General features: G+C 72.8%; 19 protein-coding genes and 1 riboswitch. Of the genes, 9 read left to right on the top strand and 10 right to left on the bottom strand.

What is annotated here, in order from left to right; genetic code table 11:
- Nucleotides 1–60: 60 nt before the first annotated feature.
- Together ABZ716_RS02185 and hisN are read right to left on the bottom strand one after the other, a co-directional pair.
- A complete protein-coding gene (locus ABZ716_RS02185; RefSeq protein WP_358810994.1) occupies nt 61–459 on the bottom strand; it encodes a CBS domain-containing protein in 399 nt (132 codons plus the stop codon).
- Between the two features lie 135 nt (nt 460–594).
- On the bottom strand, nt 595–1,401 hold the full coding sequence (hisN, locus tag ABZ716_RS02180) for a histidinol-phosphatase (protein WP_358955792.1): 807 nt from the start codon (nt 1,399–1,401) through the stop codon (nt 595–597).
- A 151-nt stretch (nt 1,402–1,552) separates the two neighbouring features.
- Between hisN and ABZ716_RS02175 the strand changes: the two genes are divergently transcribed.
- Nucleotides 1,553–2,113, top strand: coding sequence for a TetR/AcrR family transcriptional regulator (locus ABZ716_RS02175; protein WP_351879524.1), 561 nt, complete (start codon nt 1,553–1,555; stop codon nt 2,111–2,113).
- Here ABZ716_RS02175 and ABZ716_RS02170 read toward each other — a convergent pair.
- The 4 genes from ABZ716_RS02170 to ABZ716_RS02155 all read right to left on the bottom strand — a co-directional run bounded on the left by ABZ716_RS02170 (nt 2,079) and on the right by ABZ716_RS02155 (nt 5,669).
- A complete protein-coding gene (locus tag ABZ716_RS02170) occupies nt 2,079–2,402 on the bottom strand; it encodes a multidrug efflux SMR transporter (protein ID WP_351879369.1) in 324 nt (107 codons plus the stop codon). The two genes, ABZ716_RS02175 and ABZ716_RS02170, sit on opposite strands and share 35 nt — an antisense overlap.
- Nucleotides 2,403–2,528: 126 nt before the next feature.
- The gene (rsgA, locus tag ABZ716_RS02165; protein ID WP_358810992.1) at nt 2,529–3,539 is read right to left on the bottom strand and encodes a ribosome small subunit-dependent GTPase A; all 1,011 of its coding nucleotides are present in this window, start codon (nt 3,537–3,539) and stop codon (nt 2,529–2,531) included.
- A 10-nt stretch (nt 3,540–3,549) separates the two neighbouring features.
- Nucleotides 3,550–4,902, bottom strand: a complete 1,353-nt coding sequence (gene aroA / locus ABZ716_RS02160) for a 3-phosphoshikimate 1-carboxyvinyltransferase (protein WP_358810991.1) — start codon at nt 4,900–4,902, stop codon at nt 3,550–3,552.
- Between the two features lie 53 nt (nt 4,903–4,955).
- Nucleotides 4,956–5,669 (bottom strand): M50 family metallopeptidase, encoded by a 714-nt coding sequence (locus ABZ716_RS02155; RefSeq protein ID WP_351879360.1) that lies wholly within the window; start codon nt 5,667–5,669, stop codon nt 4,956–4,958.
- 53 nt (nt 5,670–5,722) lie between these two features.
- On the opposite strand from ABZ716_RS02155, the gene ABZ716_RS02150 reads away from it, so the two are divergent.
- The 8 genes from ABZ716_RS02150 to def all read left to right on the top strand — a co-directional run bounded on the left by ABZ716_RS02150 (nt 5,723) and on the right by def (nt 13,243).
- On the top strand, nt 5,723–6,538 hold the full coding sequence (locus ABZ716_RS02150) for an SOS response-associated peptidase (protein WP_358955789.1): 816 nt from the start codon (nt 5,723–5,725) through the stop codon (nt 6,536–6,538).
- A gap of 39 nt (nt 6,539–6,577) precedes the next feature.
- Nucleotides 6,578–7,261 (top strand): alpha/beta family hydrolase, encoded by a 684-nt coding sequence (locus ABZ716_RS02145; RefSeq protein ID WP_358810989.1) that lies wholly within the window; start codon nt 6,578–6,580, stop codon nt 7,259–7,261.
- A 300-nt stretch (nt 7,262–7,561) separates the two neighbouring features.
- Nucleotides 7,562–8,206, top strand: coding sequence for a sigma-70 family RNA polymerase sigma factor (locus ABZ716_RS02140; protein WP_007266438.1), 645 nt, complete (start codon nt 7,562–7,564; stop codon nt 8,204–8,206).
- Nucleotides 8,203–8,532 (top strand): mycothiol system anti-sigma-R factor, encoded by a 330-nt coding sequence (gene rsrA, locus ABZ716_RS02135; RefSeq protein WP_358955786.1) that lies wholly within the window; start codon nt 8,203–8,205, stop codon nt 8,530–8,532. The genes ABZ716_RS02140 and rsrA overlap by 4 nt, the downstream gene beginning before the upstream one ends.
- 220 nt (nt 8,533–8,752) lie before the next feature.
- Complete coding sequence (locus tag ABZ716_RS02130; RefSeq protein WP_358955783.1) at nt 8,753–10,195, top strand: HD-GYP domain-containing protein; 1,443 nt, start codon at nt 8,753–8,755, stop codon at nt 10,193–10,195.
- A 20-nt stretch (nt 10,196–10,215) separates the two neighbouring features.
- On the top strand, nt 10,216–11,448 hold the full coding sequence (locus tag ABZ716_RS02125; protein WP_358810986.1) for an HD domain-containing protein: 1,233 nt from the start codon (nt 10,216–10,218) through the stop codon (nt 11,446–11,448).
- A gap of 105 nt (nt 11,449–11,553) precedes the next feature.
- Entirely contained in the window at nt 11,554–12,549 is a 996-nt protein-coding gene (locus ABZ716_RS02120; protein ID WP_358955780.1) for a hypothetical protein, read from the top strand.
- A gap of 58 nt (nt 12,550–12,607) precedes the next feature.
- A complete protein-coding gene (gene def, locus ABZ716_RS02115) occupies nt 12,608–13,243 on the top strand; it encodes a peptide deformylase (RefSeq protein WP_351879339.1) in 636 nt (211 codons plus the stop codon).
- A 228-nt stretch (nt 13,244–13,471) separates the two neighbouring features.
- Here the strand turns inward: def and ABZ716_RS02110 are convergent, their stop codons facing one another.
- From ABZ716_RS02110 to ABZ716_RS02095, 4 genes are all read right to left on the bottom strand, one after another.
- Nucleotides 13,472–14,488 (bottom strand): ribonucleotide-diphosphate reductase subunit beta, encoded by a 1,017-nt coding sequence (locus tag ABZ716_RS02110; RefSeq protein ID WP_358955777.1) that lies wholly within the window; start codon nt 14,486–14,488, stop codon nt 13,472–13,474.
- Nucleotides 14,488–16,875: a ribonucleoside-diphosphate reductase subunit alpha gene (locus ABZ716_RS02105; RefSeq protein WP_358955774.1), complete on the bottom strand. Its 2,388-nt coding sequence runs from the start codon at nt 16,873–16,875 to the stop codon at nt 14,488–14,490. Before ABZ716_RS02105 ends, ABZ716_RS02110 begins: the two co-directional genes overlap by 1 nt.
- Nucleotides 16,876–17,021: 146 nt before the next feature.
- A riboswitch (cobalamin riboswitch) is annotated at nt 17,022–17,156 on the bottom strand.
- Nucleotides 17,157–17,350: 194 nt separating this feature from the next.
- Nucleotides 17,351–17,551, bottom strand: a complete 201-nt coding sequence (locus ABZ716_RS02100) for a YbdD/YjiX family protein (protein WP_358955771.1) — start codon at nt 17,549–17,551, stop codon at nt 17,351–17,353.
- Nucleotides 17,548–19,749, bottom strand: coding sequence for a carbon starvation CstA family protein (locus tag ABZ716_RS02095; protein ID WP_358955768.1), 2,202 nt, complete (start codon nt 19,747–19,749; stop codon nt 17,548–17,550). The genes ABZ716_RS02100 and ABZ716_RS02095 overlap by 4 nt, the downstream gene beginning before the upstream one ends.
- Nucleotides 19,750–19,875: the final 126 nt, after the last annotated feature.

Genomic DNA, 19,875 nt, shown 5'->3' with positions numbered 1-19,875 from the left:
CCGCTTGCCGCAGCGGAACGGCGGGCCGGGATCCCTTCGGGGGCCCGGCCCGCCGCCGTGCTACGCCGCCGCGATGGTCTGCCGCCGCGTGCGGGCCCAGGAGCGGATGACGTCGCGGACGGAGACGATGCCCACCGGGCCGCCGTCCTCCAGGACGATCAGATGCCGGAAGCCGCCGATGGCCATCGCCTCGGCGGCTTCCTCCACCGTCGCCTCGGGGGTGCAGAAGACGACGTTGTTCGTGGTGTGCGCGCCCACCGACTCCCGGTCGGGGTCATGGCCGGCGCCGATGGAGTTGAGGATGTCGCGCTCGGTCAGGATGCCGACGCCGCTGTGGTCGGGGTCGAGGACGACGGCCGCTCCGACGCGTCGGCCGGACATCAGGCAGGCCGCCTGACGCAGGGTGTGGGCTGGTCCGAGGGTCAGGATCACGGTACTCATGGCGTCACGGACGAGCATGGAGACAACCACCTCCCGGGGTGTGTCCCGCTGTGCGCACCGTTTCACAACCGCACAAGCGGGGGAGTCCCAGATTCCCACGGACACGCTCCGTCATCAAGGGGGCGCGCTGAGCGCACACCCCGCGCGCGGGGATCAGGCGGAGGGGCGCAGGAAGCCCAGCATCTCCTCGTGCAGCAGCCCGTTGGAGGCGGCCGCGTTGCCGCCGTGCACCCCGTCCACGCCGTCGACGCTGGTGAAGCGGCCGCCCGCCTCCTGGACCACGACCGCCAGGGCCGCCATGTCCCACAGGTTCAGCTCCGGCTCCGCGCACAGGTCCAGGGAGCCCTCCGCGACCATCATGTACGGCCAGAAGTCCCCGTAGCCCCGCGTACGCCAGCAGGCGCGGGTCAGCTCCAGGAAACCGGGGAGCCGGCCCTGCTCCTCCCAGCCGCCCAGCGAGGAGTACGCGAAGGAGGCGTCGCCCAGCGAAGCCACCTTCGAGACGCCGATCGGCTCCGCGGGCCCGCCCAGCGCACCGCCCGAGAAGGCGCCCCCGCCCTGGGAGGCCCACCAGCGGCGGCCCAGCGCGGGGGCCGACACCACGCCGACCACCGGGCGGAACACCCCGTCCGCGCCCTCCTCCATGAGGGAGATCAGGGTCGCCCACACCGGCACGCCCCGGACGTAGTTCTTCGTCCCGTCGATCGGGTCCACGACCCAGCGGCGCGGGCCCTCGCCGTTGAGCCCGTACTCCTCGCCGAGGATCGCGTCCCGCGGGCGCGCGGCCAGGATCCCGGCCCGGACGACCTCCTCGGCGGCCTGGTCGGCCTCGCTCACCGGAGTCATGTCCGGCTTCGTCTCCACCTTCAGGTCGAGGGCGCGGAAGCGGTCCATGGTGGTGGCGTCCGCCGCGTCGGCGAGTTCCAGGGCGAGGCGCAGATCGTCGTCATACGTGGGCATGCCCGAACAGTACCGAGGCCGCGGGGGCCCGGCGAACGCTGTCCACGGTACGGCCGGGAGGCGCCCTTGACAGGATCTGGCGGTCCGTCAAATCTTGCGGGTGAGCCAGGCCGGTGACAGCCGGCCGGTGCGACAGGCGGGGGAGGCGACGATGCCGGCGGCCCGGGAGACCTTGCTGGAAGCGGCCGAGGCGGCGCTGGGGGTACGGCCCTGGCCGGCCGTGCGGATGGTGGAGGTGGCCACGGCCGCCGGGGTGTCACGGCAGACCCTCTACAACGAGTTCGGCGGCAAGGACGGCCTGGGCCGGGCCCTGGTACGCCGCGCCGCCGAGCGGTACCTCGACGGGGTGGACCGGACGCTGGCCGCGGCCCCGCCCGGGCACACCGGCGCCGAGCGGCTCGCGGCGGTCGCCGAGTGGACCGTACGGGCGGCCCGCGCGCACGCCCTCGTACGGGCCCTGCTGACCGGCGCCTGGGACCCGGCCCTGCCCGCGCCGCCCCCGGCCGGGAGCCGGCAGGCGATCGGGCCGGGGGAGCTGACCCGCGCCGCCCGCGACCGGGCCGCCGCCGCGCTGCCCGAGGAGCCGCTGCGCCGCTGCGAGCTCGCCGTACGCCTCGCGCTGTCCTACGTGGTGGCGCCGGGGGAGGAGCCGGGCGAGCGGGAGCTGCTGCGGCTGCTCAGTGGGCCGAGCCGGAGAGCTGGAGGCCGATGACGCCCAGGATCACCAGGGTGATCGAGACCAGCTTGAGGGTGGAGACCAGGTCCCCGAGGAAGACCATGCCGTAGATGGCGGTCCCGGCCGCACCGATGCCGGTCCACACCGCGTACGCCGGGCCCACGTCCAGTTTCTTCAGCGCCAGGGTCAGCAGGCCGAAGCTGCCGAGCGCGAAGCACGCGAAGGCGATCGTCGGCCACAGCCGCGTGAACCCGTGGGACAGCTTCAGGCAGACCGCGAAACCCGTCTCCAGGAATCCCGCGACGACGACCAGCAGCCACGCCATGTGGGGCGCCTCCCCGCTTCAGGTGACATCGCGTCACGTGGTGCGATTATGCATTTACCAGACACGGCGTGGTGCAAACCCCGGCCGGCGGTCAGCCCGGCGACCGGCCCGCGATCAGTCCGGTGATCAGTCGCCCTCGCGGCGCTCGCGGGTCTGCAGCAGCCGCCGCAGCGAGTACAGCCGCGCCGGGTCCGCGTGGCCGTCCTCCACCCATTGGTCGAGCGCGCAGTCCGGCTCGTCGTGACTGCACGCCCGCGGGCATCCCTCCGTCCCCGGGACCAGGTCCGGGAAGGCCAGCACCACCCGGGAGGGTTCCACGTGGTGCAGGCCGAAGGAACGCACGCCCGGGGTGTCGATGACCCAGCCGTCGCCGGAGGGCAGGGGCAGGGCCAGCGCCGAGGTCGTGGTGTGCCGGCCGCGGCCGGTGACCTTGTTGACATCGCCGGTGGCCCGCTGGCGGCCCTCGGCGACCAGGGAGTTCACCAGGGTGGTCTTGCCCACGCCCGAGTGGCCGACGAAGGCGGTGATCCGGCCTTCGAGGCGCTCGCGGACCCGGGCGGCGGCGTCACCCGTCCGCAGCTCCTCCCGGTTGGTCACCACGTACCGCAGCCCGAAGGTCGAGTAGATCTCCAGGATCTTGTCCGCGGAGGTCAGGTCCGACTTGGTGAGCACGAGCAGGGGCTCCAGCCCCGCGTCGTACGCCGCCACCAGGCAGCGGTCGATCATCCGGGGCCGGGGCTCCGGGTCCGCCAGGGCCGTGACGATGGCCAGCTGGTCGGCGTTGGCGACGACCACCCGCTCGTACGGGTCGTCGTCGTCGGCGGTGCGCCGCAGGACGGACTTGCGCTCCTCGATCCGCACGATCCGGGCGAGGCTGTCCTTCTTGCCGGACAGGTCGCCGACGAGCGACACCCGGTCGCCGACCACCGCCGCCTTGCGGCCCAGCTCGCGGGCCTTCATCGCGGTGACCGTGCGGTCCCCGACCAGGCAGGTCAGCCGGCCCCGGTCCACGGTGAGGACGAAGCCCTCGCTGGCGTCCTCGTGCTTGGGCCGGATGTTCGTCCGTGCCCGGTTGCCCTTGGGGTTCGGGCGCTGGCGGATGTCGTCCTCGTCGGTGTGCTTGCCGTACCTGCGCATGACCGGGCCCCTACGCTCCCGCTCCTGCTTCCGCTCCCGAGAGCATGTCCGCCCACATCTTCGGGAAGTCGGGCAGGGTCTTCGCGGTCGTCGCCACGTTCTCGATCTCCACTCCCTTCACCGCCAGGCCGATCACCGCGCCGGCGGTGGCCATGCGGTGGTCGTCGTAGGTGTGGAAGACCCCGCCGTGCAGCGGGCGCGGGCGGATGTGCAGCCCGTCCGCCGTCTCGGTGACGTCGCCGCCGAGCTCGTTGATCTCCTTGGTGAGCGCGGCCAGCCGGTCCGTCTCGTGCAGCCGCAGGTGCGCCACCCCGCGCAGGGTGGACGGGGAGTCGGCCAGCGCCGCGACCGCGGCGATGCCCGGGGTCAGCTCGCCGACCTCGCCGAGGTCCACGTCGATGCCGTGGATACGGCCGGTGCCGGTGAAGACCAGGCCGGCGTCGGTCAGCTCGCAGGAGCCGCCCATCTCGGTGAAGATCCGGCGCAGCTCGTCCCCGGGCTGCGTGGTGCGCTGCGGCCAGTCGGGGACGGTGACCGTGCCGCCGGTGATCAGCGCCGCGGCCAGGAAGGGCTGGGCGTTGGAAAGGTCGGGCTCGACGACGAGGTCCCGGCCGAGCAGCGCGCTGGGCGCCACCCGCCACACGTTCTTCTCGCCCCCGGCCTCGGGCGTGTCCACCTGGGCGCCCGCCGCGCGCAGCATCTCCACCGTCATCCGGATGTGCGGCAGGGACGGCAGGGTGGCGCCCGTGTGCCGGACCTCGACGCCCTGGTTGAAGCGCGGCGCGGAGAGCAGCAGCGCCGAGACGAACTGGGAGGAGTTGGAGGCGTCGATCTCGACCGTGCCGCCCTCCAGGGCGCCGCCGCCGTGGACGGTCATCGGCAGCGCGCCGCGGCCGTCGTCCTCGATCCGGGCGCCCAGGGCGCGCAGGGCGTTGATGACCTCGCCGAGCGGGCGCTCGTAGGAGCGGGGGTCGCCGTCGAAGCGGATGTCGCCGGCGGCCAGGGTGGCGACGGGCGGCAGGAAGCGCATGACCGTGCCCGCGTTGCCCACGTCGACGGTGGCCGGGCCGTGCAGGCCGGCCGGGATGACCCGCCACGCCTCCCCGCCCGCGCCGTCCCCGGCGGAGCTGGAGGAGACGGTCTCCTCGATGCCGACGCCCAGGGCGCGCAGCGCGTCCGCCATCAGCTGCGAGTCGCGCGAGCGCAGCGGGCGGCGCACCCAGCCCGGCTCGGAGGCCAGGGCGGCGAGGACCAGGGCGCGGTTGGTGACCGATTTGGAGCCCGGCACGGTGACGGTGGCGTGGACGGCACCATCGGCGAGCGGGGCGGGCCAGAGGGGGTGGAGCGCGGGGGTCTCGGTCATGGCCCCCACTTTAGTGGCTCCCCGCCACCCCGGATCTTGATCGCCCGGGCGTCTCACAGGCCGAGCAGCCAGCGCCCGCCGCCCACCAGCGAGCACAGCGCGACCAGGTGGAAGAAGCCCAGCCAGACCACGGGGTGCAGGTGGGTGAGCCGCCCCAGCTGGTCGGCGTCCGAATCCGGCGCCCCGCCCCCGCGCCGCTTGCGCTGGAGCTCGAAGACCGGCCGCACCCCGCCCAGCAGCAGGAACCACACCACCGCGTACGCGAACACCGCCTGCACCTCGGCCGGGGCCAGCCAGGACACCAGGACGAACGCCGCCCCGGCCAGCACCACCGTCAGCACCCCGTACGCGTTGCGGATCCGGGTCAGCAGCAGCGCCAGCAGCGCGGTCGCCGCCCACAGCAGCACCGTGATCCGGTGCGCCGACAGCAGGGCCGCCCCGCCCAGACCCAGCAGGGAGGGGGCCGTGTACCCGGCGGCGGCCGTCAGGACCATCCCGACCCCGGTCGGCCTGCCCGAGCTGACGGTGACCCCGCTGGTGTCGGAGTGCAGCCGGATCCCCTGGAGCCTGCGCCCGCTCAGCCGGGCCACCAGCCCGTGGCCGCCCTCGTGCGCGATGGTGATCGCGTTGCGGGCCGGCAGCCACAGCGGCCGCCACGCCACGACGGCCAGGGCGGCCAGGCCGGCGGCGGCCACCAGCCATGCCGCCGGCGGGGTCTGTATGCCGGTCAGCCGGTCCCAGAGGCCGGCGGTCGTGCTGCTGTCCATGGAGTGGCGGACTCCTTGCGGTCGTGGGCGGTGTCCGTGGCAGTGTGTCAGCCATGTGCGGAAGGTTTGCGGCCGGTCGGACGCCACAGGAGCTGGCGGGGATATTCGGCATCGAGCGGTGGGAGCCCGAGGAGACCCTGGCCCCCGACTTCAACGTGGCGCCGACGAAGGAGGTCCACGTCGTCCTCGACCGTCCCCTCAAAGACGCGAAGGACCCGCGTCCGGTTCGCCAGCTGCGGGTGCTGAAGTGGGGCCTGGTCCCCTCCTGGGCCAAGAGTCCCGAGGGCGCTGCCCGGATGATCAACGCCCGGTCGGAGACCCTGCACGAGAAGCCCTCCTTCCGCCGCCCCTTCGCCCAGCGCCGCTGCATCGTCCCCGCCGACGGCTACTACGAGTGGGTCACCGCGCACGACGAACGGCAGCTGGAGGTGGAGGGGAAGAGGAAGCGGGCCCGCAAGCAGCCGTACTTCGTGCTCCCCGCCGACGGTTCCGTCTTCGCCATGGCCGGGATCTACGAGTTCTGGCGGGACGCCACCCTGCCCCCTGACCACCCCCGGGCGTGGTGGGCCACCTGCTCGGTGGTCACCGCCGAGGCGGAGACCACCCCGCTGGGCGTGGCCCCCGCCGAGGGGCCGCGTGCGCTGTCCGACATCCACCCCCGGATGCCGCTGATGCTGACCCCCGACCGCTGGGACGCCTGGCTGGACCCCGCCCGCACCGACGAGAGCGGGCTGCGGGAGCTGCTGGCCCCGCCGCCGGGCGGCCTGATGCGGGCCTACCCGGTCTCCACCGCCGTGAGCAACGTACGCAACAACGGGCCGGAGCTGCTGGGCGAACTGGAGGCCCCCGAGGAGGGCACGCTCTTCTAGCTGCCCGGCGCCAGGGCCGCCACCCGGCAGGATGGGGGCATGACCACGCGCAGCGAGAGCGTCGACACCCCCGCCGGGCAGGCCCGCGTCACCTGGCACACCGCCCGCGCGGCCAGGGCCGTACTCGCCCTCGGCCACGGCGCCGGCGGCGGGATCGAGGCCCGTGACCTCCAGGCACTGGCCGCCGCCCTGCCCGCACGGGGCTGCACCGTCGCCCTGGTCGAGCAGCCCTGGCGGGTCGCCGGGAAGAAGGTCGCCGCCGCCCCCAAGGTCCTCGACGAGGGCTGGCGGGGCCTGTGGCCCGCCCTGGAGGCGCCGGGGCTGCCCGTCGTCGCCGGAGGGCGCAGCGCCGGGGCCAGGGTCGCCTGCCGGACCGCCGCCGCGCTCGGCGCGGCCGGGGTGCTCGCGCTGGCCTTCCCCCTGCACCCGCCGGGCCGGCCCGAGAAGTCCCGGGCCGCCGAGCTGCTGGACGCCGCCCGGCCCACGCTCGTCCTCCAGGGAGGCCGGGACCCCTTCGGGCGCCCCGAGGAGTTCCCCGAAGGGGCGTACGAGCTGGCCGAGGTACCCCACGGGGACCACGGCTTCGCGGTCCCCAAGAAGGCCGACCTCACGCAGGACGAGGCCCTCGCGGTGATCACCGGCACGGTCGCCTCCTGGCTCGGCCGGCTCCTCGGCCGGCCCGGCGGAGCCGACCTGACAGATTCCCGCCCGGCCGGCGCGTGATCCCGCTCACCCGCCCTCCCGGCGGGCCCCGCACGGGTGGCGGATCCCCTGCCGCGCCCGGGAATGCGCGGACCAGCACCCCTGTTGTCCGGAGTGTCGGTACGCAGGGAAAAGACGTCGGAGGAGAGGGAGCGCATGACCCAGGTCATCAGCCAGAACCGTCGGCAGGCCGCTGACCTGGACTGGACGGTGCTCCCGGCACCCAAGCGCGGCTCGGTTCGGGCGGCGGAAGGCCGGGATGGTCGACTATTCTCCGATTCGAGCGGATCCGCTTTCGGAGCCGCCACGCTGTCGGAGGAGGTGGGTCCTGTCGCTGGGACCGACGAAGGCCAGGCGCAGGAGACGACCGCTGAGCGCAACGCGCGGTTCGAGCGGGACGCCCTCGGCTACCTCGACCAGATGTACTCCGCCGCCCTGCGCATGACGCGCAACCCGGCCGACGCCGAGGACCTGGTCCAGGAGACGTACGCCAAGGCGTACGCGTCCTTCCACCAGTTCCGCGAGGGCACCAACCTCAAGGCGTGGCTGTACCGCATTCTGACCAACACCTTCATCAACTCCTACCGCAAGAAGCAGCGCGAACCCCAGCGCAGCGCCGCGGAGGAGATCGAGGACTGGCAGCTGGCGCGCGCCGAGTCGCACATGTCGACGGGGCTGCGTTCGGCCGAGTCGCAGGCGCTGGACCATCTGCCGGATTCCGACGTGAAGGAAGCCCTCCAGGCCATTCCGGAGGAGTTCCGCATCGCGGTCTATCTTGCCGACGTAGAGGGCTTTGCGTACAAGGAGATCGCGGACATCATGGGTACACCCATCGGTACGGTCATGTCCCGGCTGCACCGTGGCCGCCGTCAACTCCGCGGAATGCTGGAGGACTACGCCCGCGAGCGCGGACTGGTTCCCGCAGGTGCGGGAGAGTCGAACGACCTGAAAGGCTCGGGCTCATGAGCTGCGGAGAGCCGCACGAGACGGAGTGCGCCGAGGTCCTGGACCACCTGTACGAGTTCCTGGACCACGAGATGCCCGACAGCGACTGCACGAAGTTCGAGACGCATTTCGGCGAGTGCAACCCCTGTCTGGAGAAGTACGGCCTGGAACAGGCAGTGAAGAAGCTGGTCAAGCGCTGCTGCGGATCGGATGACGTACCGAGCGACCTGCGGTCGAAGGTCATGGGCCGGATCGAGCTGATCCGCTCGGGCCAGGCCGTTCCCGACCATGACGTCACCGCCACCCCTGACGCCACGGACGTCACGGCGGGACCCGCCGGCGGCTGAACCGCGGTTTCGGGAAACTCCCGGCCCGCGACCCGACCCCCGAATCCCCGCGGCAGCCTCCGGAAGCACCTTCATTCACTCGAAGGTGCTAATCCGGGGGCGCCCGTCCGGGGCAATACGAAAATGTCCCCGCATCACGGCGGGGGCCGACTTATCCTCCCCTCGCGGTACCCCTTCGGATTCGCCACCCGGATCGCACGCCCCAGGGGAGGAGAGCGCCATGCGGGTCCTTCCGCCGGCGGCGCGTGCCTGCGTCCTCGGCGCGGTGCTCGCGGCCGCCGCCTGCGCCGCCCCCGCCTTCCGCCCCGGATCCGCCGTGCCCTGGCCGGCCGTGGGCCTGCTGGCCGTCCTCTGCCTCGGCTGTGAGGCGGTGCGGGTCCTGCCGTTCCGGGGGCGCGCGCTGTTCGAAGGGGCCGGCTCCTTCCCGCCGGTGGTGCTGGCCGCCGTCTTCCTGCTCCCGCCGTCCGCCGCCGCGCTCGTGGCCCTGCCCGCCGGACTCGCCCAGCCCACCGCCGGCCGGCCCGTCGCCGTACGCCGGGTCTGGCACGGGGCCCAGCAGGCGGTGGCCGCCTGGGCCGCCGGGCAGGCGTACGGGCTCCTCGGCGGCCCGAAGGCGCTCACCGGGGCCTCCGCCTTCCCGTACGCGCTGCTCCCCGCGGCCGTCGCCGCCGCCGTCTTCTGCCTCGTCCTCACCGCCCTCGACGCGGCCGTCCTCGCCGCCGCCGAGGGCCGCCCGGCGACCACCGCCCGGCGCGGGCCGGCCGCCCTGCTGCGGGCCCCGTCCGCGGCGAGCGCCCCGGCCCTGGCCCCGTACTGCCTGCACGGCCTCGTCGGGCTGATGATGGCCGTCATGTGGCACAGCCCCTACGGGCCCCCGGCCGCCCTGCTGGTGCTGCTGCCGATGTGCATCTCCTGCTGGGCCCTCGCCCAGTACCAGCGCGAACACGCCGCCCACCAGGCCACCATCCGCGCCCTCGTCCAGGCCGTGGACATCAAGGACCGCTACACGCGGGGGCACAGCGAACGCGTGGGCCAGGCATCCGCGATGATCGCCCGGGAGCTGGGCATGACCGGCGACCGCCTCGAAGTCGTCCGCATCGCCGGGATCCTGCACGACGTCGGCAAACTCGGCGTGCCCACCCGGCTGCTGCGCAAGAACGGGCCGCTCACGCCCGAGGAGCGCCGCGTCATCGAACTGCACCCCGAGTACGGGCACGAGATGGTGCGCGGCATCGGCTTCCTCGGGGAGGCCCGCGCGGCGATCCTGCACCACCACGAACGGGTCGACGGCACCGGCTACCCCTACGGGCTGAGCGGGCAGCAGATCCCCGTGCTGGCCCGGGTGGTGGCGGTGGCCGACTCCTTCGACGCGATGACCTCCACCCGCTCGTACAGCCGCGCCCGGCCGGTCGGGACCGCCCTCGCGGAACTCGAACGCTGTGCGGGCTCCCAGTTCGACCCGGCGATGGTGCGCGCCCTGACCACCGCCGTCGGCCGGCACGGCTGGCATCCGGTGGTCACCTCCGACAAGGACCTCCAGGCGGCGGCGGCCGCGGCCGCGGGGCCGGGCGGGGCGGAGCCCGGGCAGCTGCCCGGGATGCCGGCCCAGGGACGGGACGCCGCCCGCACCGGCCCGCCCGGGCAGGGCAGGGCCGGCCCGTGAGGGCGTGGGCCGGATGGGCCGTGCGCGGTGCAGCCGCCGTACTCACCGCGGGCGGCCTCGGGCACACCCTGTGGACGGGGGTCACCGAACCCGGAACCGCCCTCGCCTTCGCGGCCCTGGTCACCGTCGGCGAACTCGCCCGGCGCGACGGCCCCGCCGAGGACCGCCGTCCCGCACCACTGGGTTCCGCCGGGGCCCTCGCCTACGCCCTGCTCGGCCAGGACGCCGGCGCGCCCACCCACCACGGCGTCCTCCAGATCGTCGCCGTCGTCGTCGCGGCCGCCCTCGTCGGCACCGTCCCGCACATCGCCCGCGGCCACGGCCCCGCCCTCGACCACGTGGCCCGCCGGGTCCTGGCCGTCGCCTTCGCCGCCGCCTGCTTCCAGCCCCTCTACGGCTCCGGCCGGCTCACCCACCGGCTCGGGCAGGGCCCGTACCTCGTCCTGTTCCTGCTGCTCCTGCTGGGCCTCACCGCCCTGTGCGACGCCGTCCTCGCCGCCGCGCTGGCCGGGGCCCGCACCGGCTGGCCGTACGGGCCGCTGCTGCGCGACGAGCTGCGCGCCGAGCTCGGGATCGGCCCGGCGATCTGCGCGACCGGGGTCGTGATGGCCCTCGGCGTCGCGGTGGCGGGCCTGTGGGCGCTGCCGGTCTTCAGCGTGCCGCTCCTGCTGACCCAGCTCTCCTTCCACCGGATCGACGCCGTCCGCACCACCTACCGCCAGACCATCACCTCCCTGGCCCGGGCGACCGAGATCGCCGGCTGCACCGCCCCCGGGCACGCCCGCCGGGTCGCCGCCCTCAGCTGCGCCGTCGGCCGGGAGCTCGGGCTGTCGGAGCGGGAGCTCACGGTGCTGGAGTACGCGGCCCTCATGCACGACATCGGCCAGCTCTCCCTCGTCGACCCCGTCCCCGGCGGGGCCACCGCCGAGCTGCCCCCGGACGAGGCCCGCCGGATCGCCGGGCTCGGCGGCGAGGTGGCCCGGCAGACCGGGGTCCCGGCGGAGGTCGCGGTGATCGTGGAGCGGCAGGCGGACCCGTACCGGGAGCAGCCCGTCGCCGCCCGGATCGTGCGCGCGGTGAACGCGTACGACGACCTGGCCGGGGCGAGCCGTCACCCGGGCGGCTCACTGGCCGCCCTGGAACGGCTGCGCCTGGGCACCGGCCGCGACTACCAGCCGGAGGTCGTGGAGTCCTTGGCGAGGGTTCTGGCCAGGGGCGGACGCGGCAGAGTCGTTCCCGCACCGCCGGGGTAACCCATGGGTAATGAGCGGTCGTCCGAGCGGGCATGGTTGGATGCAGTAAGGGGTGTCCGTGAGGGTGTCCGCAAGGCTGAACCGTTGGAGCGGCAGGCGGGAAACGTGAGGATCTTCGGGAAGGTACGGCATCGGCCCTCCGCCTCGTGGCGGCAGGCCACCGACCGCGCGTTCACGCTGATCGGCGACGGTCGGTACGAGGACGCGGGTGCGCTGCTGACCAGGGCCGCGGACCTGGAGCCCTGGCTGTCCGAGTCCTGGTTCAACCTGGCCCTCCTGCACAAGTTCCGGCACGACTGGGAGCAGGCCAGGGCCGCCGGACTGCGCGCGGTGGCCCTGCTGGACCGCGAGACCGGCGCCCCGGACTGGTGGAACGTCGGCATCGCCGCGACCGCCCTCCAGGACTGGCCGCTGGCCCGCCGGGCCTGGCAGGCGTACGGGCTGAAGGTGCCCGGCGACCCGCACAGCACGGCCGGCGCGGGCGAACCGGTGGGCATGGAGCTCGGCAGCGCGGCGGTACGGCTGTCGCCCGAGGGCGAGGCCGAGGTCGTATGGGGCCGCAGGCTGGATCCAGCCCGTATGGAGGTCCTGTCCATCCCGCTGCCCTCCTCGGGGCGGCGCTGGGGTGAGGTCGTCCTGCACGACGGGGTGCCGCACGGAGAGCGGATCACCACGGGCGGCGCCTCGTACCCGGTCTTCGACGAGATCGAGCTGTGGGCCCCCTCCCCGGTACCCACCTGGGTGGTGCTGCTGGAGGCGGCCACCGAGGCCGACCGCGACGCCCTGGAGCAGCTGGCCTCGGACGCGGGCTTCGCCGCCGAGGACTGGTCCTCCTCGGTCCGGCTGCTGTGCCGGACCTGTTCGGAGAGTCCGATGCCCAGCGGTGAGGACAACGGCGACCACCTCGACCCGCACGACCACAGCGAGCCCGGCCACCCCGGCCCCCTCGGCCACCGCACGGCCGGATCCGGTTCCCTGTGGGTGCCCGAGCGCGAATGCGGCCTCGCCGCCCCGGCCGGCCTGGTGCGCGGACTGCTCGACGGCTGGGTCGCCGACAGCCCCGACAGCCGGGAGTGGCGGGATCTCGAAGAGGTCTGCTGACGCCGGGCCGTAGGCTGTACGGGCACACCACGGACTTGAGGGAAGGCGTACGGCGGACATGGCGCAGCAGGAGAACCAGGTGACCCCGATCGACGACGAGGGCTACGTCGTGGACACCGAGGACTGTGAGGCGCGCGAGCTCGCCCACCGCGAGCGCGGTACGTCCCGCCCGATCACGGTCGTCGGCAACCCGGTGCTGCACCGCGAGTGCAAGGACGTCACCGAGTTCGGCGACGAGCTGGCCCAGCTGATCGACGACATGTTCGCCAGCCAGAAGACCGCCGAGGGCGTGGGCCTGGCCGCCAACCAGATCGGCGTGGACGCCAAGGTCTTCGTCTACGACTGCCCCGACGACGACGGCGTGCGCCACACCGGTGTCGTGGTCAACCCCCGGCTCGTCGAGCTGCCGGCCGGCTCCCGCGTGCTCGACGACTCCAACGAGGGCTGCCTCTCGGTCCCCACCGCGTACGCCTCCCTCGCCCGCCCCGACTACGCCGAGGTCACCGGCCAGGACGCGCAGGGCAACCCGATCAAGGTCCGGGGCACCGGCTACTTCGCGCGCTGCCTCCAGCACGAGACCGACCACCTGTACGGCTACCTGTACATCGACCGGCTCTCCAAGCGCGACCGCAAGGACGCGCTGCGCCAGATGGCGGAGAACACCCCGCGCTACGAGATCGTCCCGAACGACTGACCCGGCCGTCCGTCCGCCCGCGGACGCACGAAGGCCCCGCTCCGGAACGTTCCGGAGCGGGGCCTTCGCCTGTGGGGGGTTCACCGCGTGGGTCGCGCGGTACGGCGTACCCGGATCACACCACGGCGGAGGGCGCCACGACCAGACACCCCCCGCCCCGCATGTCAAGTCAGGGGCGATTACCAGCCGTCGGCCCGCCCGCCGCCCCGGGCCCCCCGGAGGCTGGGCCTAGAAGTCCTCGTCCAGGTCGACGGTGCCCTCGACGGCCACCTGGTACGCCGACGGGCGGCGCTCGAAGAAGTTCGTCAGCTCCTGGACGCCCTGGAGCTCCATGAACGAGAACGGGTTCTGCGAGCCGTACACCGGCGGGAAGCCGAGGCGGACCAGGCGCTGGTCGGCCACGCACTCCAGGTACTCGCGCATCGAGTCGGTGTTCATGCCCGGCAGGCCGTCACCGCACAGGTCCCGGCCGAACTGCAGCTCCGCCTCCACGGCCTCCTTCAGCATGTCGGTGACCTGCTGCTGGAGGGCGGCGTCGAAGAGCTCCGGCTCCTCCTTGCGGACCGTGTTCACGACCTCGAAGGCGAAGTTCATGTGCATGGTCTCGTCGCGGAAGACCCAGTTGGTGCCGGTCGCCAGACCGTGCAGCAGACCGCGCGAGCGGAACCAGTACACGTACGCGAAGGCCCCGTAGAAGAACAGGCCCTCGATGCAGGCGGCGAAGCAGATCAGGTTCAGCAGGAAGCGGCGGCGGTCGGAGGCCGTCTCCAGCCGGTCGATCTTCTCGACCGAGTCCATCCACTTGAAGCAGAACTGCGCCTTCTCGCGGATGGAGGGGATGTTCTCGACGGCGTCGAACGCGGCCGCCCGGTCGTCCGGATCGGGCAGGTAGGTGTCGAGCAGCGTCAGGTAGAACTGGACGTGCACGGCCTCCTCGAACAGCTGGCGCGACAGGTACAGGCGCGCCTCCGGGGAGTTGATGTGCTTGTACAGGGTCAGGACGAGGTTGTTCGCCACGATCGAGTCGCCCGTCGCGAAGAACGCGACCAGACGGCCGATCATGTGCTGCTCGGACGGCGTCAGCTTCGCCAGGTCGGCGACGTCGGAGTGGAGGTCGACCTCCTCCACCGTCCAGGTGTTCTTGATCGCGTCCCGGTAGCGCTCGTAGAAGTCCGGGTAGCGCATCGGGCGGAGCGTGAGCTCGAAGCCCGGGTCGAGGAGGTTCTTCTGTTCGTTCGAGCTCATTACTGGCATGCCTCGCAGGACTCGGGGTTCTCAAGGGAGCAGGCCAGCGCGTCGGCGTCGACGGCCTGCGGAAGCTGGGTGGTACCGGCGGCCGGGACGGCGCTGCCGGAGGCCGCGCGGGCGATCTTCGTCGCCGGGCGCGAGCGCAGGTAGTACGTGGTCTTCAGACCCTGCTTCCAGGCGTACGCGTACATCGAGCTGAGCTTGCCGATGGTGGGCGTCTCCAGGAACAGGTTCAGCGACTGGCTCTGGTCCAGGTACGGCGTACGGGCCGCCGCCATGTCGATCAGGCCGCGCTGCGGGATCTCCCAGGCCGTGCGGTACAGCTCGCGGACCTCCGCCGGGATCCAGCCGAAGCCCTGGACGGAACCGCTGGCCTCGCGCAGCGCCTCGCGGGTCTGGGCGTCCCACACGCCGAGCTTCTTGAGTTCCTCCACCAGGTAGGCGTTGACCTGGAGGAACTCACCGCTGAGGGTCTCGCGCTTGAAGAGGTTGGAGACCTGCGGCTCGATGCACTCGTACACGCCCGCGATCGAGGCGATGGTCGCCGTCGGGGCGATGGCCAGGAGCAGGGAGTTGCGCATGCCGGACGTGGCGATCCGGGCGCGCAGGGCGTCCCAGCGCTCGGGCCAGTGGCGCTCGGTCTCGTAGTGGTCCGGGTGCAGCACGCCCTGGGCGGTACGGGTCTCGGCCCAGGCCGGGAGCGGGCCGCTGCGCTCGGCGAGGTCGCAGGACGCCTCGTACGCGGCGAGCATGATGCGCTCGGCGATCTTCGTCGACAGGGCCTTGGCGGCGGGGGAGTCGAAGGGCAGGCGCAGCTTGAAGAAGACGTCCTGGAGACCCATCGCGCCCAGGCCCACCGGACGCCAGCGGGCGTTGGAGCGGCCCGCCTGCTCGGTCGGGTAGAAGTTGATGTCCACGACGCGGTCGAGGAAGGTCACGGCGGTGCGGACGGTCGCGTCCAGGCGCTCCCAGTCCATCTCCCCGTCGGCGACGAACGCGCCCAGGTTGACGGAGCCGAGGTTGCAGACGGCCGTCTCGCCGTCGTTGGTGACCTCGATGATCTCCGTGCAGAGGTTCGAGGAGTGGACCACCGTGCCGGGCAGCGCGGTCTGGTTCGCGGTCCGGTTGGAGGCGTCCTTGAAGGTCATCCAGCCCTGGCCGGTCTGCGCGAGGGTGCGCATCATGCGGCCGTACAGGTCACGGGCCGGCATGGTCTTCCGGGCGAGCCCGGCGGCCTCCGCCTTGAGGTAGGCGGCGTCGAACTCCTCCCCGTACAGGTCCACCAGCTCGGGGACGTCGGAGGGGGAGAACAGCGACCACTGCGCGTCGGCGTTCACGCGGCGCATGAACTCGTCCGGGATCCAGTGGGCCAGGTTGAGGTTGTGCGTACGGCGCTGGTCCTCGCCGGTGTTGTCGCGGAGCTCCAGGAACTCCTCGATGTCCGCGTGCCAGGTCTCCAGGTAGACGGCGGCGGCGCCCTTGCGGCGGCCGCCCTGGTTCACGGCGGCGACGGAGGCGTCGAGGGTCTTCAGGAACGGGACGATGCCGTTGGAGTGGCCGTTGGTGCCGCGGATCAGCGAACCGCGGGCGCGGATGCGGGAGTACGACAGGCCGATGCCGCCGGCGTGCTTGGAGAGGCGGGCGACCTGGTGGTAGCGGTCGTAGATGGAGTCCAGCTCGTCCAGCGGGGAGTCGAGGAGGTAGCAGGAGGACATCTGCGGGTGGCGCGTACCGGAGTTGAACAGGGTCGGCGAGGACGGCAGGTAGTCCAGCCGGCTCATCAGCGTGTACAGCGAGGCGACTTCCTCCACGGCGCGGACGGAGTCGTCCTCGGCGAGGCCGCAGGCCACGCGCAGCATGAAGTACTGCGGGGTCTCGATCACCTGGCGGGTGTGGGGGTGGCGCAGCAGGTAGCGGCTGTGCAGGGTGCGCAGGCCGAAGAAGCCGAAGCGGTCGTCGGCGCCGTCGGCGAGCGCGTGCTCGACCAGGGCGTTCAGGCGGGCGGCGTGGGCGGCGACGAACTCGGCGGTGCGGTCGGCGATCAGGCCCTCGCGGTGGCCGACGGCGACGGACTCGGAGAAGGAGGTCGCGCCCTGGCCGGCGGCCTCGTCCGCGACGGCCAGCGTCAGCAGACGGGCGGCGAGGCGGGAGTACGCCGGGTCCTCGGAGATCAGCCCGGCCGCGGCCTCGGTGGCGAGCCCGCGCAGCTCGGCCTCGTCGGCGGCGGCGCTGCGGCCGCGCAGGGCGGCGGCGGCGACCCGGCCCGGGTCGGTGTCGGGGAGGTCGGCCGTGAGCTCGGTGAGGGTGCGCAGGAGCGCGGCCCCGGGGCCCTCTGCTTCGGGGTGGTCGGACTCGGCGCGCGGAGCGGCGGGCGCGATGGTCACGGGGGAGCTCTCCCTCACTCGGCCCGGTCATCGGCGGAGCGGGGCGCGAGCGGGCGCATACGGGCGCGCGACAGAGCGCGTTCGGCACCGCATGGCATCCACCGGCCCAACCGCGAGGCCCGGACGAATCGACACCCCGGTTCGGTCGATCCGGGGGTACTGCCGGCAGGTCTTCGGACTCGCGGATACGCCGATCGGCGTACGTCACACCGTTGCGGGACAGTTCCGGATTCCCACCGGATTCCCCTGCGGCGGCAGCAGCCCTGAGCATACATGTGGGGGCGACCCGATGCGGTAGCCCCCACATGTTGTGTCGGGTGCGTGCGGAGCGTGTTGCCGCCGCTCCAGCCGGTACGCGCCCCCGAGTTGGCGCCGGGCCGTAGGGGGGCGTCCGCCGGGCGGTATCGCGCAGGTGCGCCGGGCAAGGCGAAGGGCCCCGCCGTCCCGGTGGGGACGGCGGGGCCCTGGCGCGCGGTCAGCAGCAGCGGAAGCCCTCGCGGGGGTCCGCCTCGCGGGCGTCCGTGCGGGCTCGTTCGAAGGCGCGGCGGGTGAGGACCTCGGCCCCGGGGTCGTGGGCGCGGGCGTGGGCCACGTAGCGGTCGTAGGCGGCCTCGCCGGAGAACTCCCGTATGTAGTACCGCGCCTTCGCCAGCGCCGCCCGGACCCCGCCGCTCATGCGACCGGTTCCTTCACCCGGCCGCCGCCCCCGTCGAGACCGGCCGCCGCCAGCTCGGCCTTCTCCTCGGCCGTCGCGAGCAGCCCCGCCGGGGCGACGATCTTCGACTCGGTCCAGGGGACCTCGCTCAGCCGCACCGACGCCGGGTCGGACACGGCCTTGAAGCAGGTCCGGGCCGCGTCCAGCAGGACGATGATGATCAGCGCCGCGAAGAGGGCCGAGAGGACCCCGTCGACCGTGGCGTTGGTGACCACGGTGTGCATCTCGTCCATGTTCTTGGCCGGCGGCAGCAGCTTCCCGGAGTCGATGCCGGTCTGGTACTTGTCGCGCTGCGCGAAGAAGCCGATCTTCACGTCGTCCGAGAAGACCTTCTGGTAGCTCGCGGTCAGTGTGACGGCCACGTCCCACGCCAGCGGAACGGCCGTGACCCAGGCCCACTTGAGCCGGCCCGACTTGACCAGCAGCGTGGTGCACACCGCCAGGGCGACCGCCGCGAGCAGCTGGTTCGCGATACCGAACAGCGGGAAGAGCTGGTTGATGCCGCCCAGCGGGTCCTTGACGCCGACCCACAGGAAGTAGCCCCAGCCGCCGACGACCACCGCGCTGGCCAGCCACACGCCCGGCTTCCAGCTGACGTCGCGGAAGGACTTGTGCACGTTGCCCAGGGTGTCCTGGAGCATGAACCGGCCGACGCGGGTGCCCGCGTCCACCGTCGTCAAGATGAACAGGGCCTCGAACATGATGGCGAAGTGGTACCAGAACGCCTTCATCCCGGCCCCGCCGACCACCGAGGAGAAGATCTCCGACATCCCGAGTGCGAACGTCGGCGCGCCGCCCGTACGGGACAGCAGGGTGGTCTCCTCCACGTCCTTGGCGGCCTGCGCGAGCGCGTCGGGGGTGATGGCGAAGCCCAGGTGGCCGACCGCGGCCGACGCGGACTGCACGGTGGTGCCGATGACCCCGGCGGGGGAGTTGACGCCGAAGAACAGACCGGGCTCGATGATGCAGGCGGCGATCACGGCCATGACGGCGACGAAGGACTCGGTGAGCATCGCGCCGTAGCCGATGACCCGGATCTGCGTCTCCTTCTGGATCATCTTCGGCGTGGTGCCGGAGGCGACCAGGGAGTGGAAGCCGGACAGCGCCCCGCAGGCGATGGTGATGAAGACGAAGGGGAACATCGACCCGGCGAAGACCGGGCCGTCGCCGCGCGTGGCGAAGTCGGTCACCGACGGCATCTTCAGCGTGGGCATCGCGACGACCACGCCCACCGCCATGAGGGCGATCGTGCCGACCTTCATGAAGGTGGACAGGTAGTCACGCGGGGCCAGCAGCAGCCACACCGGCAGGACGGAGGCGAAGAAGCCGTAGCCGATCATCCACAGGACGAGGCTCTCCTTGTCCAGGGTGAAGAAGTCCGCCCAGGAGGACTCGGCGACCCAGCCGCCCGCGACGATCGCCAGGATCAGCAGGCCGACACCGACGACGGAGACCTCGGTGACCCGCCCCGGCCGCAGCCAGCGCAGGTAGACGCCCATGAAGAGGGCGATCGGGATGGTCATGCCGATGGAGAAGACACCCCAGGGCGAGTGCCCCAGGGCGTTGACGATGACCAGGCCGAGCACCGCCAGCAGGATGATCATGATGGTGAACACGGCGAGCAGCGCGGCGGCTCCGCCGACGGGGCCGATCTCGTCCCGGGCCATCTGGCCGAGCGAACGGCCGTCGCGCCGGGTGGAGAAGAACAGCGTCACCATGTCCTGGACGGCGCCGGCGAAGATGACGCCCGCGACGATCCAGATCGTGCCCGGCAGGTAGCCCATCTGCGCGGCCAGCACCGGACCGACGAGCGGCCCGGCGCCGGCGACGGCGGCGAAGTGGTGGCCGAAGAGCACGCGCCGGTCGGTGGGGTGGAAGTCGACCCCGTTGTCCAGGCGTTCGGCGGGGGTGGCCCGGGTCTTGTCCAGCTTCAGCACGCGGTTCGCGATGAACCGGGCGTAGAAGCGGTAGCCGATGGCGTACGAGCCGAGCGCGGCGGCGAGCAGCCAGGCGGCCGAGACCTCCTCACCGCGCGCCAGCGCCAGCACGCCCCAGCCGACGGCCCCGATGAGGGCCACGAGCACCCATACGGCGATCGACTGCGGGGTGGCTTTCGCCGCCGGTGCCCGCTGTGTCCCTGTGTCTCCCGGTTCCGGCATGATCCTCGTCCCCTCGTTGATCATCTGCTAAGCGCACGGAATCTACGGGGGGTTATCGGTGGACGTAAGCCCCCGTCCGTATAGCGGTACGAGCGTCCACCGGGGTTCGGAGGGGAGTCAACAGCT

Source organism: Streptomyces sp. NPDC006687 (genome assembly GCF_040636215.1).
GTDB lineage: Bacteria > Actinomycetota > Actinomycetes > Streptomycetales > Streptomycetaceae > Streptomyces.
The sequence above is the reverse complement of the archived record's forward strand: the minus strand, read 5'-3'. Positions and strand labels throughout refer to the sequence as shown.

Coding starts and splice junctions, on each gene's coding strand:
- ABZ716_RS02185 (WP_358810994.1), bottom strand. CDS start 459: ATGCTCGTCCGTGACGCCATGAGTACCGTGATCCTGACCCTCGGACCA.
- hisN (WP_358955792.1), bottom strand. CDS start 1,401: ATGCCCACGTATGACGACGATCTGCGCCTCGCCCTGGAACTCGCCGAC.
- ABZ716_RS02175 (WP_351879524.1), top strand. CDS start 1,553: ATGCCGGCGGCCCGGGAGACCTTGCTGGAAGCGGCCGAGGCGGCGCTG.
- ABZ716_RS02170 (WP_351879369.1), bottom strand. CDS start 2,402: ATGGCGTGGCTGCTGGTCGTCGTCGCGGGATTCCTGGAGACGGGTTTC.
- rsgA (WP_358810992.1), bottom strand. CDS start 3,539: ATGCGCAGGTACGGCAAGCACACCGACGAGGACGACATCCGCCAGCGC.
- aroA (WP_358810991.1), bottom strand. CDS start 4,902: ATGACCGAGACCCCCGCGCTCCACCCCCTCTGGCCCGCCCCGCTCGCC.
- ABZ716_RS02155 (WP_351879360.1), bottom strand. CDS start 5,669: ATGGACAGCAGCACGACCGCCGGCCTCTGGGACCGGCTGACCGGCATA.
- ABZ716_RS02150 (WP_358955789.1), top strand. CDS start 5,723: ATGTGCGGAAGGTTTGCGGCCGGTCGGACGCCACAGGAGCTGGCGGGG.
- ABZ716_RS02145 (WP_358810989.1), top strand. CDS start 6,578: ATGACCACGCGCAGCGAGAGCGTCGACACCCCCGCCGGGCAGGCCCGC.
- rsrA (WP_358955786.1), top strand. CDS start 8,203: ATGAGCTGCGGAGAGCCGCACGAGACGGAGTGCGCCGAGGTCCTGGAC.
- ABZ716_RS02130 (WP_358955783.1), top strand. CDS start 8,753: ATGCGGGTCCTTCCGCCGGCGGCGCGTGCCTGCGTCCTCGGCGCGGTG.
- def (WP_351879339.1), top strand. CDS start 12,608: ATGGCGCAGCAGGAGAACCAGGTGACCCCGATCGACGACGAGGGCTAC.
- ABZ716_RS02110 (WP_358955777.1), bottom strand. CDS start 14,488: ATGAGCTCGAACGAACAGAAGAACCTCCTCGACCCGGGCTTCGAGCTC.
- ABZ716_RS02100 (WP_358955771.1), bottom strand. CDS start 17,551: ATGAGCGGCGGGGTCCGGGCGGCGCTGGCGAAGGCGCGGTACTACATA.
- ABZ716_RS02095 (WP_358955768.1), bottom strand. CDS start 19,749: ATGCCGGAACCGGGAGACACAGGGACACAGCGGGCACCGGCGGCGAAA.